The organism is Streptomyces lunalinharesii (assembly GCF_039532155.1).
Lineage (GTDB): Bacteria > Actinomycetota > Actinomycetes > Streptomycetales > Streptomycetaceae > Streptomyces > Streptomyces lunalinharesii.
In genome coordinates, this window is sequence record NZ_BAAARK010000052.1 from 24,334 (window position 1) to 40,255 (window position 15,922).

The window sequence follows — 15,922 nt, forward strand, 5'->3', positions numbered from 1 at the left end:
GTGGGTAGGTCCGGGCGGCCGCCGCTCCAGTGCAAGTCGCGCGCGGATACACGACCGCAGACCCCCGTTGAGCCCCGCATGGCGCGCGGTGTGGGAACGTATCCCGCACGATCCATTCCTGCCCGAGCGCATGTGACGCCAGGATGCCGACCACTGCCGGCCCGTCACCACCGCCACGGAGCGCGCGACCTCCATGGCCGCCGACGAGCCGATAGTCACCCAGGTCGACGACCGCACCGAGGCCGGGCCCGGCGTCGCCACCTCCTCGACCTCCAAGCCGTCCATGGTCGCGCGCATGCTGCACGTGCTCGACGTACGCGGCGGCCAGCAGGTGCTGGAGATCGGCACCGCGCGGGAAGAACTCCCACCATCGCAGGTCACCAGGCACTCCTTCATTATCCCAAGCGTCATCCACAGGCGTCAGGCGTCGGGCGGTGGATCGAGGTTTAGTCTCAAGGGAGTTGATGTTCTTCAGCTTCGGGAGGATGACCTATGGCAGCCGTGCACGTGACCGTGTGGGATGACCGCGATCGGGTCGGAGGAGGCGGGGCCTCGACAGCTTCGAGGGCCCGGGTGACCCCGGCGGCCGCTGCTGCCCCCGCCCTCTTCATCCACAACATCTTCACCTGGGGCAGCGACTCCACGTACGGGTTCGCCGGGCAGCGGCCCCTCGCGGACAGTCGGCGGCTCCTCCTGATGGATCGCCGGGGTTACGGCGACAGCCCGGACACCACGCGCAGCGACTTCGACGTCGACGCCGAGGACATCACGGAGGTTCTCGGCGACGGGGCGTCCGCCGTAGGGTGCGGCGGCGCCCACGTCGTGGCGCACGGGAACGGCGCCGTCGCCGCGCTCATCGCCGCCGCGCGCCGACCCGACCTCGTCCGCTCCCTCGCCCTCATCCAACCCTCCGCCTTCACCGCCGCCGCGGACCATCCAGTCGTCGCCGACCTCCTCGACCGGGTGCGCGACGGCGCCCCGGGCATCCCGGACGGCGTCACACCGGAGCAGTATCTGCGTGCGTCCACCGAGGGGTTGGGGATGGCCATGCCCGAGCCCACCTCACGCCGGCTCCGTGCCGTTGCCACCTCCATGAGAGAGCGGCCCATCTGGGAGGCGGAGATCCCGCTGGAGGTGATCCGGGGCGCCGCCCTGCCGATTCTGGTGATCTGCGGAACCTGGGAGCGCGCACCGGCCGCGTACCGCGAGCACGTGGGGCTCCCCCTCATGGCCGTGGCCGAATCCCTCACGGACTCCCTCGGGGGCCGCCTCCTGCGGGTTCCCGGGTATTACCCGCACACCCAGGAGCCCGCCGTCGTCAACGCCGCCCTGCGGGAGTTCTGGGGCTGACCCAGTTCCGCATCGGCTGCCAGTCCCGCGCGGCCGCCCCTTGCCTGGCAATCCGCCTCATCCGGTGCAAACCACGTGTGGATCTGGATTATTTGATGCCTGGTCAGATTGGCTAGGTGAGCGGCTGAGATGCGGATGCCGCACGGGTTCCGCCGGGGCGGCTGCTCTACGGGATGCAGCTGCTCACCCAGTCGCAGAACTTCCCCTACGCGGAGGGGTGGGAGGCGGACGCCACCGCCGACGGCCTCGCCACGGTCACCCACACCTGGTGACCTTCACCTCCGCCACCACACTGGCTCTGTTCACGAGTGTCGACAGCGGTTGTTCATCACTTTGGGAGGCGCCCCGCAGTCGACGTGTTCGATGTTCACGAGAATCGGCAGCACCTGGGCCGAGCCTGGATTGGCCCTTGGAATGGACCGGAAGCGATCAGTGAGGGCGCCGTGGTGGGCGGCAGGAACGCCGGTGGCGTCGTAGCCACCAAGCCGTGGCCCCGACGGCCAGCAGGGCGGCGATGGTGACTGCCCACCAGTTGCCGAGACAGGCGGTAAGCGCGCCAGAGGCCACGGCGACGACCAGAGCAGGCCCAGCGCAGCAGACGATGGCTGCGGCGGCGATGGCCGCGAGCAGGGGTGCCGTCCCTCTCCGGGCGGTCGGAGGGCGGCGTCGGGGCGGGTTCATGGCGGTGTTGCTTACTGCGCGGGTGCGGCCAGAAGCGGGCGGAAGATGTCTGCGCCGAGGCGCTCGGCCTCGGCCTGGCCGAGCACGGCGCCTCTGATGTCGGCGTGCTGCCCGGTCCACTGCTCGGCGGTGGCACGGTCAGCGAAAAAGCGCAGGTAGCCGCAGCACAGGGCGGCGGCCGGGCCGGTGCCGGCGCGGGCGCCGTAGTAGACCACGGCGGTGGCCGGATGCCAGGTGGTCTTCCCGCCGGTGAACTCCACGCGGACGGGGTCACGGGTGACCGGGTCGGTGGAGGTGATGACGGCGTCGGTGCCCAGCATGACGGGGACGCCGAGCGCGTCGATCGCGCACATCGACCACACCGTCGGCCCTCCGACGATCTGCACGATGTGCTCGGTGGCGGTGGCGGAGAACGGGTAAGCGGCCTGGATCCGGCCGGTGTCGTCCAGGGTGAGGAAGTCCTCGGCAGCCAGTTCCGTGAGCACCCGGGCGGCCGGTACGGCGAAGGGCTCGGCCGCCGCGTCCAGGTCGGCCGCCCCGGGTGGGGCACCGGTGGTGGCGAAGGAGCGCAGGACGGCCTGCTGCACCGCCCGCAGGCCACCCTCGATGGGGGCGAGGCGGCCCTGCCCGGACCGGCCGGCTGCCCGGTCCGCGCCGGTGCCGAGTACCCGCCGCAGTGCCTCAACGGCGGGCGCTCCGCCGGCCCGGCCGTCCGCGCCACGGTAGAGACGGCAGGACACGCTGGCCGCTGTGTCCGGGCCGGCGAACGGGTCTCGCCCGTCGACCAGCAGCGTCGGGGAGCCGTGCATGCCCCGGCGCTCGGCCTCCGCCTGGTCGTCGACCACGTGCTCGGCCAGCTCGACATCCGTGCGACCGGCGAGGACGAGGGCCAGCCGCTCCTTGAGCACCGGGCCGTTGGGGCAGTCCGGGACGGTCAACATCTCCACGCGCATGAGCGGCACCTCCAGGTCACGCGTCCCACGCTAGACCTTCCACTACACTGGAAGGTCAAGCGCTACGGTGGAGATATGCGCATCGGAGCCCTTGCCGCCGCCACCGGCACCACCACCAAGACCCTGCGCTTCTACGAGCAGGCCGGGCTACTGGCGGACCCGCCCCGCACCCCGGGCGGCTACCGCGACTACCCGGCCCACAGCCAGGCCCGTATCGGCTTCATCCGCTCCGCCCAGGCAGCCGGCCTCAGCCTCGCCGAGATCCGCGACGTCCTGGCGATCCGCGACGGCGGCCAGCCACCCTGCGGCCACGTCACCGAGCTCCTCGACCGGCACCTCGCCGACGTCGAGCACCGGATCGCCGAACTGGAGGCAACCCGCGACATGCTGCGCGCGCTGACCCGCACTGCCTCCGCAACCGACCCCGCTACCTGCACCGAGGGCGACATCTGCCGCATCCTCACCGCTCACTGAACAGCGGCATGAGGGCCTGAGCAGGAATACGGAACCGCTGCCAGCCGGTGCTGTCCGAACCGCGAACATTTCGAATTCCAGCGCGCCGATGGCTGCCTCCCAAACTCATGGACAGGTGCTGTTCGTTCTCGTGAACAGAGCCAACCGCACCCGCGGCCGTTCCTCACCCCGGTCAACTTGACCTTCTTCGTCACCAGTCGCGGCAGACCACACCGCCCGGCCAGTCGCATTCTCAGGGTGCACGTCCCACGGGCGGCACGGGCCCGTATCGGCCGGACACGCGGCACTCCCAGCGTCAGCTGCATCGCGCCCGGTGTCCAAAGGCTCCACGCCCGGATAGCGGGAACCGCTGGAGCACATCGTCGTGCCGCTCCCCCGACGCCGCAGCGCCTGCCCGCCCGCAGTCACCGACCAGTTGGCCGGCCGCGCACCGAACCAGCCGGCGACGGCGACGGCGGCCGGGGTCTACCAGGCGTCGTTGCTGCTGATGCAGAAGGGCTGGCCGGAAGGGTCGAGCAGGACGGTCCAGTGGGAGCCGCCGGGTTGGTGGTCGGGCTTGGTGGCGCCTGCCGCCAGCAGGTTTTGCTCGGCGGCCTGGACGTCGTCGAAGCCGAGGTCGAGGTGGAGGACCAACTCGTCCTCGGGCCAGTTGGGGGCTTGGAAGTCCTCGGCGGTGTAGAAGACGTAGCTGGTGGTGCCGTCGCTGATCATTGCAGCGCTGTCGCCGTAGGTCTGGGTCAGCGTCCAGCCCAGGGCGGTGGCGTAGAAGGAGGCCAGGGCCTTGCCGTCGTGGCCCCAGAAAGCCGCGTTCTTGACCTCGGCACCGGCGATGGGTGCGAGGGACGTGTTCGTCATGGCGGTGTCTGCCTTGGTGCTGGGGGGCTGGGGGGGGTGTCGGTTGCTTCCCGGCCGCGCCGGACCACTGCTGGTTGCGCGGCCCGGCGAACGCTGGGGAATCACCGTAGGCGGAACTTAGGACACCGCACGTCCGCCATGGCCGGTCGTGGCCGTCGGGTGTATTTGCCGAGGTCGCTGGCTTGGAGAGAGCCAATGTCGTTGACGCCGAAACTATGTAGCCATCGAGGTCATGGACGTGGCACGTCCGGTGACTGTGGCGGTCGGTGACGGTGTCGAAGCCATCGACGCCGAGGGAGGACGCGCCAGTCAAGGTGTGGCGACTTGCACGCCTGCCGACTGTGCGGCCTCCCTGCCCCGCCCGGACGCGATCGCCGAGGACAACGCGTCCCCGTCCCGCAACAACCGCGCCCGCCTGCGCAGGCTCGGCATCAAGGCAGTCGCCCCGGAGAAGCGTGCCCCGGCCGCCAACTGGCAGAGGGAGGGCCACAAAGGGGGACACCCCCGTCAACGACCGTGCGCTCTCAGCGGCAGCCGCATTCCCGGATGTCAGGATTTCGGTGGCCTTGGCCTCGGTGCTTCGCGGGGGGTCTCCCGGACGCATCGCCCGCACGGGACCGTTGCGTTGACGATGCGTCAGCCGATCTCGCCGCGGAGTATCTGCAGGAACCTGCCGAAGTTCCCCTCCGACCAGTGCTCGACGGACTGGCCGTCCACCACGCGGTCGATCGAGATGCCGCTGAGGTGGACCTCGCGGCCGGACGGGGGGATTCCCAGGACCGTGCCCGTGTGGACGCCACCGAGGCTCCAGCGGGTCACCACCTTCGTGCCCTCCGCGATCTGGTCGAACACGTCCAGTCGGTAGCCGGTCAGTGCCGCCTTGAGTTCGAGGTCGCCCGCGACCCAGGCCGAGCGCTCGTTGGGGCCGTCGAAGCCGTGCAGCACGAGGTCTTGGGAGATGTATCGCTCGAAGCCGGCGGCCAGGTCCCCGTTGTAGCTGGCGTAGAACGCCCCGGCGACCTGCCGTGGCGAGAGGCTGGATTTGGAAAGGGGGCCGGGCGCTCCCTGGCTCTGGGCCTCGGCCGGAGTGGCGACGGCGGCGAGGGCCGCGGCAGTGCCGAGGCCGGCGATCGTGCCGATCATCCTGCGTCGGCTGGAGGTGGAGGTGGGAGCGGAAGTGGGGGTGGATGCGGCTTCGAGCGGATTCCTGATGGTCATGTGAACTCCTGGTGGCGAAGTCGGTCGGCGTGCGCGGTCAGTGGGCGCGCAGCGGGGCGAGGGCGTTGGTCCAGGCGATGACCTGGTCGAGGGTGGTGGCGAGGGCATCCCGCTGGACGTCGAGGGGCTTGAAGGCGTGGAAGTTCTCGAAGTCGTGGAAGAGGGAGAGCGCGACCTGTGAGCGAACGTCCGCCATCTGGAGTTCGCCGGCGATGAGGCGCAGGTGCTCCACGGCGCGGGTGCCGCCGGTCGAGCCGTAGCCGACGAAGCCGACGGCCTTGTTGTGCCACTCGGCGTAGAGGAAGTCGATGGCGTTCTTCAGGGCGCCGGGCACCGAGCGGTTGTACTCGGGGGTGACGATCACGAAGCCGTCGAAGGACGCGATCTTCTGCGCCCAGGCCCGGGTGTGCGGCTGGGCGTACTGGCCCATCGACGCCGGAGCGGCCTCGTCGAGCAGCGGAAGCTCGTAGTCCACCAGGTCGACGAGTTCGAACTCGGCGTCGGTGCGCTGGGCGGCGTTCTCGTGCACCCAGCGGGCCACCGCCTCGCCGTTCCGTCCGGGGCGGGTGCTTCCGAGGATGATGCCGATCTTGGTCATGGTGGTCCTCTCCGTATCTCTTCCCGAGACCCGGCAGATACTTGCCGCGTCAAGGAATTGCTTGACGGATGAAGTACACAGCGAACTACTTGACGCGTCAAGTAGTTCGTCACGGTGAAGTGGAGTGGAAGCGGAGCCCGTCCACTCCCGCTATCTCCTTGACTCGTCAAGGAGATAGAGTGGGGCCATGCCCTCCCACCAGCAGCCACAGCCCCTCGACCCGAACGAGGAGGCGTTCGTGCGTGAGTTGAGCCGCGTGATGCTGGCACTGCCACGCGCGGTCGATGCCGACATCGTGCGCGAAGCCGGGCTACCACTCTCCGAGTACACGCCCCTGATGCACCTGTCCGAAGCACCGCAGCAGACCATGCGGATGAGCGAACTCGCCACCGCCTGCAACATCACCCTGAGCGGCATGACCCGCGTCGTCACCCGACTGGAGAAACACGGCTGGGTCGAACGCACCAAGTGCGCCAAGGACGGCCGAGGTTGGAACGCCACTCTGACCGCCACCGGCCTCGCCCGCCTCCAACACGCCTGGCCCGCGTTCCTGGTCAGCGTGCGACACCACCTCGTCGACCACTTCACCGGCCAGGACCTCGCCCCCCTCACGGCCGCACTCCAACGTGTCGCAACCCCCGAAGGCGAACCCAACTGATCCTCGACCCGACCGGGCCCGCTCGGCGTACGACGTGTGCGCGCATACCCGCTCCGGACCGAAACGGACCCGCCGTTGGCCAGCCACTGAGTGCACCGCCCCCCCCCCGTTGAGCGGTCGCGCATTCCCTGGTGAGCGGTCGCGCCGGAGCGCCACACCAGCGACGGATGCCTGGCGACTGCGGTGGTGATGCGGTACGGGCGTGCGCACTCCGCGGCGCGCGCATGCCGGCACAGCGGTTGTCGTGGACACCCACACCGGCCAGTGCTCGTATCCGCACGCGCTCGTACTGCCTGTTTGGGCCGAGAGGGGGGACCTGACGGGTCCGAATCCCGTGGATCGCGGCAAGAAGGGATCAAAGATCCAGGATCACCTGCGCCGGTGGTTACGGCAGCGCGGGATCATCGCTCACATCGCTCACATCGCACGCAAGGGCGTCGAGTCCTCCAACGACTTGGCCGCCACCGCTGGCCTGTCGAACTCACGACGTCCTGGCTCGCCGGGTGCCGCCGCCGTCTCCGTCGCCGCTACGAGCCGCAAAGCCGAACACTTCCTGGCCTCCACCGGCATCGCCTGCGCCCTGATCTGCTACCGCAGGCTCACCAAACGAGATGATCTCTCAACCCGTGCCCTCCACGGGCTCGTCGACCACCACTCCGTCTATGAGCACCCGCTGACTTGCCCTCATGAACGCGAAGTAGGCGACCCGCAGCTCCTTCACCGCCGTCCGCATCGTCGCCAACGCCCGGTCCCGGTCGCTTCCGGACAGCGGCGCACCGGACCAGGTGGCCACCAGCCGCATGAAGCTCCTCTCGACCTCGTGCAGCACCAGGCTCAGCGCGTTCCCGGCCTCCGCGACGGGCGCCGGGCCGAGCAGAACCAGCCGGCTGCAGGCCGAGTTCAGAACGTCGAACTGCTCGGTCAGGTCCAGCCGTTCCGGCCATTCGCTCTCGTCCTGCGACGCCAGCGACTCATGGATGGTCCATATCATCGGCGTCACCTCGGCATAGGCGTCCAGCACCTCCCGGTACGCCTTCTGCCTCTCCTGTCGCACCCAGTGCCGATGCTCGCTCATCGCCTGTTCGGCGACCTGCCGCCGGATCGCGTCCGCGTTCAACGCCGCCGCGTCCCGCGCGCCCCGAACGGCCGCCCAGCCGCCGACCAGCGACCCGCCGAGCGCCCCGACCATGCCGATGCCGCCCGCGAGAACGGCTGCCCATCCCTGCCCCAGATCCATCCGCCGACTCTGCCACAGCCGGTGTCCCCACCGCCGCTACGAACGAAAGGACGAGCGCTTGTTGGCCTCCACCGGCATCGCCTGCACCCTGATCTGCTGCCGCAGACTCACCGGAGCAGGGCGCCCGCGGTCGCGGCGTCCGCCGGACGGTAGGCCCAGACGCTGTGCCCCTCGCTTCCGGGCAGCGCCAGAACGTGTTGGTTGAGTGGAAGTTCAGGGCCTGCGGCCGTGGAAAGTGCGTCGCAGGTCGCTCACCCAGGCGTCGGGGTTCTCCCAGGGGATGAAGTGGCCGCCGCGGTCGTGGGCGTTGACGTTGACGTGGTTGAACCAGTCGGCTTGCGGGCCGGACTTGAATGCCCGGACGCGCTCGTCGGCGGTGTGGATGCCGGGCGGGTTCTCGTACGTGACGAAGGTGAGGCCGACCGGGGCCTGTACGACCGGGGTGCGGTCGTGGGCGGGGGCCCAGGGGTGACGGTTGGCGTTGGCGTAGTACCGCATCGACGTGGCGATGGAGTTGTTCACCCAGTAGATCGTGGCGTGGGTGAGCAGGTCGTCCTTGGTGAAGACGGACTCGACGTCGCCGCCGTTGTCACTCCAGGCGTTCCAGCGCTCCAGCAGCCAGGCGAGCAGCCCGGCGGGTGAGTCGCTCAGTCCGTGGGCCAGGGTGGCACCGTCGAGCATGTGCACGGCGAGGTGGGACGCCGAGCGGTGGTCCAGCTCGATGACGCGGGCCCGGACGTCGGCTGCCTGGTCGTCGGTGAGGGGCCGATTCCGGGCGAAGTCCCAGGCACGGGGGCCGGTGAAGAAGTCGAGCGGCAGCCCGGAGCCGATGTGGATGCCGTACAGCGCGTCGGCGTACTTGTGGCCGAGCTGACTGGAGACGATCCCACCGATGTCACAGCCCCCGGCGGCGTACTTCTCGTATCCCAGGGTCTCGGTCATCAGGATGTGCCAAAGGTGGGAGACCTTCCAGAAGTTGACGTCCGGAAAGCCGGTGAGCGGGCCGGGGAATCCGAAGCCGGGCAGGGACGGCACGATGACATCGAACGCGTCGGCGGGGTCACCGCCGAACGCGGCCGGGTCGGCAAGCGGGTCGATCACCTTCGACCAGTGCCAGAACGTCCACGGCCAGCCGTGGGTGAGGATCAACGGGATCGGGCGGGGGCCGCGGCCGGGCTTGCGGAGGAAGTGCACCGGAACGCCGGCGACGCGCACCTGGTAGTGGTCGTAGGCGTTGATGGCGCCCTCGGCCTTGCGCCAGTCGTAGCCGTCCCGCCAGTAGGCGACCAACTCACGCAGATAGCTGTCCGGGACGCCGTAGGACCAGTCCTCGTTCCCCTCGTCCAGCGGCGGACGGGTCAACGTGAGACGGGCGCGCAGGTCAGCCAGGACCTCGTCGGACACATGGATCGGGGTGGGCTCCAGAGGGAAGGCGTGCGGGATGGTCATGACGTCGTTCCTTACTCGGTTGGGGGAAGCGGTGCCGTCGGCCTGTTGGATGGTTGCGCGGCGAGCCGCGCCGTTTCAAGGCGTGCGGGCAGCGGTGCGGCGAGTGCCTGCCGGTGGTGCGGATGGAGCTGGTCGACCAAGACGGACAGGCCGGCCAGAGAGGCCAGGCAACCGGTGTCCTCCCTTCGACGCGACGCGACGCGACGACCCTGGCACCCGCGCGGATGCTCAACGGCTCTGACGAGGGGACGTTGCCGCATCCTCCGTGATGCTTGTGTTTCCCAGACCACCACAGGTCCGCCCCGTTGAGGCCGGCGGCGGCCACGCGGTCGGGGCGGACCACAGTGCCGTTGCCCCGGGCGAGTCGGACCGTCCGGGTGCCGTCGACGGACCAGCGCAGCACCGGCACCGCCTGCCTGAAGACGCCCGGTGCACGGGTGCCGATGCGGGTGCCGAGCCGCTCGCGGCGTTCGCGCAGCAGCTCGGAAGAGTCTCCATGTCCGGGACGGTCAGTCGGCGAGTTCGGCGGCTTGTCGGCGCAGGGCGCGTGCCAGCGCCTGTGTGGGTGCCCCGACGGGACCCGGGATGCGCACCAGGCTGACGCGTCGTACCTCCTCCGCGACGCCTTCGACGGGCACGAGGCGTACGCCGGGCGGGACGACGGGCAGCAGCGACGGCGTGGCCGTCGTGATGCCGGCGCCGGCCGCGACCAGGTGCAGCTTGGTCAGCCAGTCACGGACGGTGTGGCGGACCGTGGGTCGCCCGGGCAGACCGGGCCAGACGCCGAGCAGTGGCTCGTCCGCGGTGCCGGGACTGGCGATCCACGGTTCGCGGGCGATCTCCTCGACGGTGACGCTGCCCCGTTCGGCGAGCGGGCTGCCTGCCGGCACCACCACGGCCAGGTGCACCTCCAGCAGCGGCTCGACGGTCAGGGGCGGGTCGTCCGTGTCGGGCGAGCGGTGCGGTGGCCTGGAGGAGAGGATGGCGAGGTCCAGGGTGCCGGCGCGCAGCGCGCGCACCAGTGAGGGAGTGGTCCCCTCGCGCGTCGTCACCTGGAGGTGTGGGTGTTCCTGCCGCAGCATCGCCAGGGCTCGGGGCACGATCACCGCTCCGGCGGTGGGGAAGAAGCCGAGCCGGACACGGCCCCTCGCGACCTCTTCCGCGCCGTGCAACTCCCGGTCGGCGGCCTTCAGTGCGTCCAGGGCGACGACGGCGTGCCGCAGTAGGGCACGGCCTGAGTCGGTCAGCCGCACTCCGCCGGGGTAGCGGTCGAAGAGCCGGGCGCCGGTCGCCTGTTCCAGCGCGGCCATCTGCCGGGAGACGGCCGACTGCGTGTACCCGAGTGCGTCCGCCGCGGCCGTGAAGGTGCCCCGCTCCGCCACCTCGCGCAGCATCCGCAGCCCGACCAGCGTCATCTCCATGAGGTCTCCACGAGGTGTCCATGCGTAATCGGCATATCCATTATGCCGAACATTCGTTGGTGGAATACCCCTCCGCGTTCCTAGCGTGGAGGGCATGAACGAGGACCCCACCGACGGAACTTCCGGGCTGGGCGGCCGGTTGCCCCTCCTTCCTCCCGATGCCCTCGATGAAGCGCAGCGCGCACTGCGCGACCGCCTGCGGGCCACGCGGGCGCGCGACGCGGAAGAGGGGGGCTACCAGGCCGCCCTGCCCGACGGGCGGTTCATCGGCCCGTTCAACGCCCTGCTGCGCACTCCGCACCTCGCCCAACCCCTGCTGGAGTGGGCCCAGGCACTCACCCGGGCCGGCATTCCGACGGATGTCCGAGAGGCGGTCATCCTCACCGTGGCCGCTCACTGGCGGGCCGAGTACGCGCTGTACGCCCACACCGCGGCTGCCGAGAAGGCCGGCCTGCCCGGCCCGGCCATCGCAGCTCTGCTCCGTGGCGAGACTCCCCGCGGTCTGCGCCCTGACGCTGATCTCGCCCACCGGCTGGCCGCCGCGCTGGTCCGCGACCATCGCGTGCCGGACGGCCTCTACGACGAGGCAGCAGCGGCGTTCGGCACGAACACCCTCATCGCCCTGGTCAGCCTCGTCGGTCAGTACCTCAGTACCTCGGCCCTGCTGGCCTGCTTCCAGGTACCGGCTCCGTCCCCGGACCACACCGAGGCACCAGCCACCTGAAACACCGACACGCAGGTGTCGTCGGCGACCCAAATCCAGAAGAAGAACAATCCGGAAAAGAACCAGAAAAGAGAAGGAAGGCGATAGTTCATGCCTCTGATCAACGTCTACTTGCGCCAGGGGACCCCGTCCGAGTACCGCCGGAACGTGTCCCTGGGCATCCACAAGGCCATGGTCGACGTGCTGAAAATCCCCCAGGACGACCAGTTCCACGTGTTCCACGAAGTCACGCCCGACAACTTCCAGATGCAGCCGGTCGTGTTCGGCCTGCGCCGCAGCGAGCGCGCCATGCTCATCCAGCTTTCCTTCAACCACCGCACCGCCGAGCAGAAGGCCGAACTGTTCCAGGCGATCGTCGACAACCTCCGGCTGTTCGCCGACGTCCCCGAAGAGGACATCCTGATGATGATCACCGAAACAGCCAGAGAGAACTGGTGGGCGGCCGGTCGTGTCGTCAACCCCACCACCGGTTACGACGAGCGCATGAACGACGTCCTCACCGACGCCGAGGCCACGAGCTGAGGCAGCGGCGGCCAACCGCCACGCCCAATGGCTTTGTTGGACCTTTCACCTTGCCCTGCTGCCCTTTGCACCAACAGGTTCCTATCGCGCGTCAGTGGGTGGATGGATGAGGAGACGACAAGCCATGGGGGTGGGCTCGTCGCATCCGGAAGCGTCGAGCCCACAGGGCGGCGGAAACCAGACTTCTCACGAGTAGGAAGGGACGCGGAAGTGCAAAGGTTTCTCGCAGCCGGTCTCCGAGCAGGCAGGTGAAGATCCCGTTGGCCAGCGGCGAGAGGAAGCGGGGCATCCGATCGGACAGGAGGGACCGGGTTGCCGCGACGAGGCGGTAACCCTCCTCGGTGCTACGGAACGTCCTGACTTCGAATGCGTCCATCCACGCGGTGAAGTCCTCGAAGGATTCGGGGACGTCCGTGATGCCCATGCGTTCGGCCAAGAGTGAGTAGAACGTGTGGGTTGCGCTCTTCTCGGCCTGGCTCGTCCGCCGCCAACTGTGGTCATCGATCCAGCGGATGGGCGTGATGCAGAAGGCTGCCAGTACGTAGACGAAGTCCTCGTTGGACACGGCGAGACCCGAGTGGAGCCGAATCAGCTTCTGTACCGCCGCTTCCCCCTCACCGGTGTCCAGCCCGTGCTCGATGAGGGTGTACATGAGCTCGCCCGTGGCCTTCGCCCGGACACGCGGCTGCTTGGTCAGTTTTCCCGTTCCGGCCAGCACGCGGGCGATGGAGGGAACGGCGAAGGTTCGGTAGAAGCCGAGGTTCAGCCCGAGCTTCACATCGCCGGGAAAGTGCGTGAGCGCCATTTCCCGATAGACCGCTTGGGCTTCCCGTTCTTCGTCAATTGTCCACGGCACAGAAGGTCACCCGACTTTTTTGATCATTGGAGGCATCTCGGCATTGATTCTCGTGCACGTCATCGGGAAGCGGCCAGGACCTTGTCGACAAGTGGGCTGTGGAGGTAGTTACCGACCATGATGAGGTGTCGCCGCTCAGCGTGCGGGGGCACCTCTATGCCCGGCAGTTGGTCGCACGCCGGGGAGGGCGCGGTCCCCTCTTCCTTGGCGCGCAGCGCTGCACGGAGCGCCGCGGCGGCCGCCAGCGCTTCGCGTTGCGACGGCCGGAGGTCCTCGTCCTCTGCCATGCGCCTGGCCGTTTCCACCACGTCGGGTGAGACCCATGGCCGCAAGGACAGTTGGCCATCACGGATTTCGCCGGCCCGCCGAACCGCCATGACTTGCTGGCCCCACTCCGAGCGCGGCACCCGGTTCTTCAGGACGAGTCCGGGGTCGATCCGCGTCACCGTCCTCCAGAGGATCTCCAGAGCGTGGAACTCCTGGTTACGGTGGCGGCGCGCCTTGAGGGCGCTGTACACCCATCCGTACAGGACGATGTCGCCGCCTACCGAAGCGGCGGCGGGAGCGAGGTAGTTGCTGATGGGCTCCATCGACGGGAGTCCGGCATTGATGCCGACGATGGCGACGACCTTCAAGACGCCGTACATGGCGACGAAGATGCAGCCGATCGCTGTGCAGGTGAGGCTGGTGCGGAGCAGACGGTCTTCTATCCTGCGCGAATGCCTCCAAGCGAAGTAGGCCATCGACCAGATGCCGAGGCCGTAACCCGCCTGATAGATCATCAGGAATGCCGTGATGGTGGGTTCTTCGGCGTACGTGGTGTCGAAGTCCAGCGGCTTTTCACCGGTCGGTAGCGCCACGGAGAAGAAGAGCACCGTCATCAGCAACAGGAGAACCACGTAAAGGGGCGCAACCCAGCGAGCTGCCCGGCGGAGGCGATCGATTTCCGCCTGCCTACGGACTTCGGAGGTGGCGGAACCGCCCGTGTTGGCGGATGCGCCCTTCCAGAGCATCACGATCAAGAGGTAGAAGGCGCAGCAGACGGTGATGGAGCTGTAGACGACGTACGTGGCGAGGTTCGAGATCCCCGCGACCTGGTCGATCCAACGGTAATTGTGTGGCGCCGCCACCAGGAAGCCGCTGCCGGCGGACAGCCCAGCCCCGGTCATGAGGAGCAGGCTTGGAATCCGTTCGCTGAGCCAGGCGCGCCCCTTGTAGAGGGCGAGGAGGTAGAGGCTCAGGCCCACGACCGTGTACGCGAGGTCGTAGGCGAACTCTTTACTAGGCATGACGCCCTTCGCGGTGGGTCAGCGCCGGTGCGATGTGCGCGGCGGCCCCGTCCTCCGGTTCGAGATTCAACTCCAAGTAGAGGAGCGTGCCGACCGTCTCGGCTTCGTGTTCGGCCGGATCGGCGTAGTGGGAACGTCCGAGGACCCGCCGGACGACTTCCGGATCGATCGCGCTGTGGCGGGGCGCGTGGTGCAAGAGGAGATGGGCGAGTTCATGGCACTTGACCAGGGCCTGGTGCGCCAGACTCGTGCCCTTCGGATAGTAGATGCGGTCCTCGCCCAGGTACTGTTCGTATTCGCCCGAGGGCTCGCCGGGACGTACCTCTCGTTCGATGAGGTGCAGTGTGCGCCCCGTTCGCTGCTCATAAGCGGAGCAGAGTTCCTGCAACGTGGGGTGTGCGGGTAATCCGAGGTCGCGAAGGATCTTCCTCACTCGCTGTCGCTCAGCCCGGATTCCCATGTCGCCAGCCCAACCCTCTGGTATCTGCCACGTCGTCACAACTTCGGGTCGATTCACCGTGATCTCCTGCCGCGGGGTTGCAGACCCATGCGCTCGCGCAGCGTGTCGACGAGCGTGCCGACCACGTCGCGGAATTCGCTGGGCAGCTCAGCCAGCCCTTCGGCGATATGCCGCACCTCGTCGTCGAGCGGACTCTCCGCGCCACTGCCGGCACCGGATCCGGCTGTCCGGTTGGCCCGCATCTGAGGCAGTCCGCGACGTTCCACGTCGATGGCGAGGAGGTGCTGCTCCACTTCGACGACGTACTCGGCGTCGTCCGGGAGGAAGAAGTAGTCGAGCCGAACCCCGTAGAGGGCGGCGAGCCGCATGGCCCTGTCACCGCGCGGCACGGACCTGCCGTTCCGCAGGTTGTTCACCTGACTGACCGACATCTGGATCTGGTCTGCGATTTCCTGTTCGGTGTAGGGCCGCTCTTGCGTCGCGGGGTAGATCGACTCGTTCAAGCGGTTGAACCGCTGAGCGAACCGTTCGGCCGCGCCCCCTTGCTCGGGTGGTTGCACTCCTACTCCCGCTTTCGTATCGACACGGTCTGGATCCTAGGCGAGCTGGGACGCGTCTCAGCAGCCGCGTCTCCAATTAATTGGAAATAGCATCCATCGCAAATGGGGCAAGTCGGTCAATCGGGGAGTGGTTGTCCGGACCGATCGCCAATTAATTGACAGAACCGCCCTCTTCCCCGCAGGATCAGCATCACCCCGGCCCCCACGGGGGTGGGCCGGGGCCACCACACCTGTCGTACCGTCAGCAGGCTTTCCGGGGGCCTCGTTCAGGACGACGTGCGCCCGCAGCGGAGTGAGCCAGCAGGTAAGCGCGGGTGATGCTCGCTCAAGGCCCACGGCGCCAAGCACACCGGACCACGGAGCAGTTGCCGCGATGGCGGTGAAGACGGGGAAGTAGTGCCCGGACTCACGTGCGTCGCCGTCGCGAAGGCGCCGCCTGCGCTGTTCTTCCGTTCAACCTCGGGCCGACCGGGCCAACAGGGCGATTCCCAGGACTTGTCCGGTCGATCATGTGGCTACTTCGTGCCGAGGTCGTTGATGGTGGCATGGGGCGGGGTGATCTGAGGGATGCCGAGTGGGAACGGCTGCGGCCTTTTCTGCCGGTCAGCAACCGGCGT

Annotated in this window: 17 protein-coding genes and 1 pseudogene; 7 read left to right on the forward strand and 11 right to left on the reverse strand. The window is 68.5% G+C overall.

Features of this window, described 5'->3' with window-relative positions:
• The first annotated feature begins 193 nt into the window (after positions 1–193).
• Both ABD385_RS37400 and ABD385_RS37405 read left to right on the forward strand, forming a co-directional pair.
• On the forward strand, positions 194–511 hold the full coding sequence (locus ABD385_RS37400; RefSeq protein WP_344584257.1) for a hypothetical protein: 318 nt from the start codon (positions 194–196) through the stop codon (positions 509–511).
• The gene (locus ABD385_RS37405) at positions 493–1,350 is read left to right on the forward strand and encodes an alpha/beta fold hydrolase (protein WP_344584259.1); all 858 of its coding nucleotides are present in this window, start codon (positions 493–495) and stop codon (positions 1,348–1,350) included. Before ABD385_RS37400 ends, ABD385_RS37405 begins: the two co-directional genes overlap by 19 nt.
• 692 nt (positions 1,351–2,042) lie before the next feature.
• Here ABD385_RS37405 and ABD385_RS37410 read toward each other — a convergent pair.
• Positions 2,043–2,984 carry an alkylmercury lyase family protein gene (locus ABD385_RS37410; RefSeq protein WP_344584261.1) on the reverse strand — a complete coding sequence of 314 codons (942 nt, stop codon included), beginning with the start codon at positions 2,982–2,984 and terminating at the stop codon, positions 2,043–2,045.
• Positions 2,985–3,059: 75 nt separating this feature from the next.
• Between ABD385_RS37410 and ABD385_RS37415 the strand changes: the two genes are divergently transcribed.
• Positions 3,060–3,458: a MerR family DNA-binding protein gene (locus ABD385_RS37415; RefSeq protein ID WP_344584263.1), complete on the forward strand. Its 399-nt coding sequence runs from the start codon at positions 3,060–3,062 to the stop codon at positions 3,456–3,458.
• Between the two features lie 465 nt (positions 3,459–3,923).
• On the opposite strand, the gene ABD385_RS37420 is transcribed toward ABD385_RS37415, so the two are convergent.
• The 3 genes from ABD385_RS37420 to ABD385_RS37430 form a co-directional block, all read right to left on the reverse strand.
• On the reverse strand, positions 3,924–4,313 hold the full coding sequence (locus ABD385_RS37420; protein ID WP_344584265.1) for a VOC family protein: 390 nt from the start codon (positions 4,311–4,313) through the stop codon (positions 3,924–3,926).
• 636 nt (positions 4,314–4,949) lie between these two features.
• Positions 4,950–5,531: an ester cyclase gene (locus tag ABD385_RS37425; protein WP_344584266.1), complete on the reverse strand. Its 582-nt coding sequence runs from the start codon at positions 5,529–5,531 to the stop codon at positions 4,950–4,952.
• Between the two features lie 37 nt (positions 5,532–5,568).
• On the reverse strand, positions 5,569–6,129 hold the full coding sequence (locus ABD385_RS37430) for an NADPH-dependent FMN reductase (protein ID WP_344584268.1): 561 nt from the start codon (positions 6,127–6,129) through the stop codon (positions 5,569–5,571).
• Positions 6,130–6,316: 187 nt separating this feature from the next.
• Between ABD385_RS37430 and ABD385_RS37435 the strand changes: the two genes are divergently transcribed.
• Positions 6,317–6,787, forward strand: a complete 471-nt coding sequence (locus tag ABD385_RS37435) for a MarR family winged helix-turn-helix transcriptional regulator (RefSeq protein WP_344584270.1) — start codon at positions 6,317–6,319, stop codon at positions 6,785–6,787.
• Between the two features lie 295 nt (positions 6,788–7,082).
• Positions 7,083–7,394 (forward strand): annotated as a pseudogene (locus ABD385_RS37440) (hypothetical protein); the annotation flags it as partial.
• 12 nt (positions 7,395–7,406) lie between these two features.
• Here the strand turns inward: ABD385_RS37440 and ABD385_RS37445 are convergent.
• The 3 genes from ABD385_RS37445 to ABD385_RS37465 form a co-directional block, all read right to left on the reverse strand.
• On the reverse strand, positions 7,407–8,024 hold the full coding sequence (locus tag ABD385_RS37445; RefSeq protein ID WP_344584288.1) for a hypothetical protein: 618 nt from the start codon (positions 8,022–8,024) through the stop codon (positions 7,407–7,409).
• A gap of 213 nt (positions 8,025–8,237) precedes the next feature.
• Positions 8,238–9,473, reverse strand: coding sequence for an epoxide hydrolase family protein (locus ABD385_RS37455; protein WP_344584271.1), 1,236 nt, complete (start codon positions 9,471–9,473; stop codon positions 8,238–8,240).
• A gap of 509 nt (positions 9,474–9,982) precedes the next feature.
• Positions 9,983–10,888: a LysR family transcriptional regulator gene (locus ABD385_RS37465; RefSeq protein WP_425585571.1), complete on the reverse strand. Its 906-nt coding sequence runs from the start codon at positions 10,886–10,888 to the stop codon at positions 9,983–9,985.
• A 100-nt stretch (positions 10,889–10,988) separates the two neighbouring features.
• Here ABD385_RS37465 and ABD385_RS37470 point away from each other — a divergent pair, with 100 nt between their 5' ends.
• On the forward strand, positions 10,989–11,618 hold the full coding sequence (locus ABD385_RS37470; protein WP_344584274.1) for a carboxymuconolactone decarboxylase family protein: 630 nt from the start codon (positions 10,989–10,991) through the stop codon (positions 11,616–11,618).
• 90 nt (positions 11,619–11,708) lie between these two features.
• Positions 11,709–12,140, forward strand: a complete 432-nt coding sequence (locus ABD385_RS37475; protein ID WP_344584276.1) for a tautomerase family protein — start codon at positions 11,709–11,711, stop codon at positions 12,138–12,140.
• A gap of 91 nt (positions 12,141–12,231) precedes the next feature.
• Here ABD385_RS37475 and ABD385_RS37480 read toward each other — a convergent pair whose 3' ends face one another.
• From ABD385_RS37480 to ABD385_RS37495, 4 genes are all read right to left on the reverse strand, one after another.
• The gene (locus ABD385_RS37480) at positions 12,232–12,945 is read right to left on the reverse strand and encodes an oxygenase MpaB family protein (RefSeq protein WP_344584277.1); all 714 of its coding nucleotides are present in this window, start codon (positions 12,943–12,945) and stop codon (positions 12,232–12,234) included.
• Positions 12,946–13,055: 110 nt separating this feature from the next.
• Positions 13,056–14,285 carry an MAB_1171c family putative transporter gene (locus ABD385_RS37485; RefSeq protein ID WP_344584278.1) on the reverse strand — a complete coding sequence of 410 codons (1,230 nt, stop codon included), beginning with the start codon at positions 14,283–14,285 and terminating at the stop codon, positions 13,056–13,058.
• Positions 14,278–14,718, reverse strand: coding sequence for a hypothetical protein (locus tag ABD385_RS37490; RefSeq protein ID WP_344584279.1), 441 nt, complete (start codon positions 14,716–14,718; stop codon positions 14,278–14,280). The genes ABD385_RS37485 and ABD385_RS37490 overlap by 8 nt, the downstream gene beginning before the upstream one ends.
• Positions 14,719–14,798: 80 nt before the next feature.
• Positions 14,799–15,305, reverse strand: coding sequence for a helix-turn-helix domain-containing protein (locus tag ABD385_RS37495; RefSeq protein WP_344584281.1), 507 nt, complete (start codon positions 15,303–15,305; stop codon positions 14,799–14,801).
• Positions 15,306–15,922 lie beyond the last annotated feature (617 nt).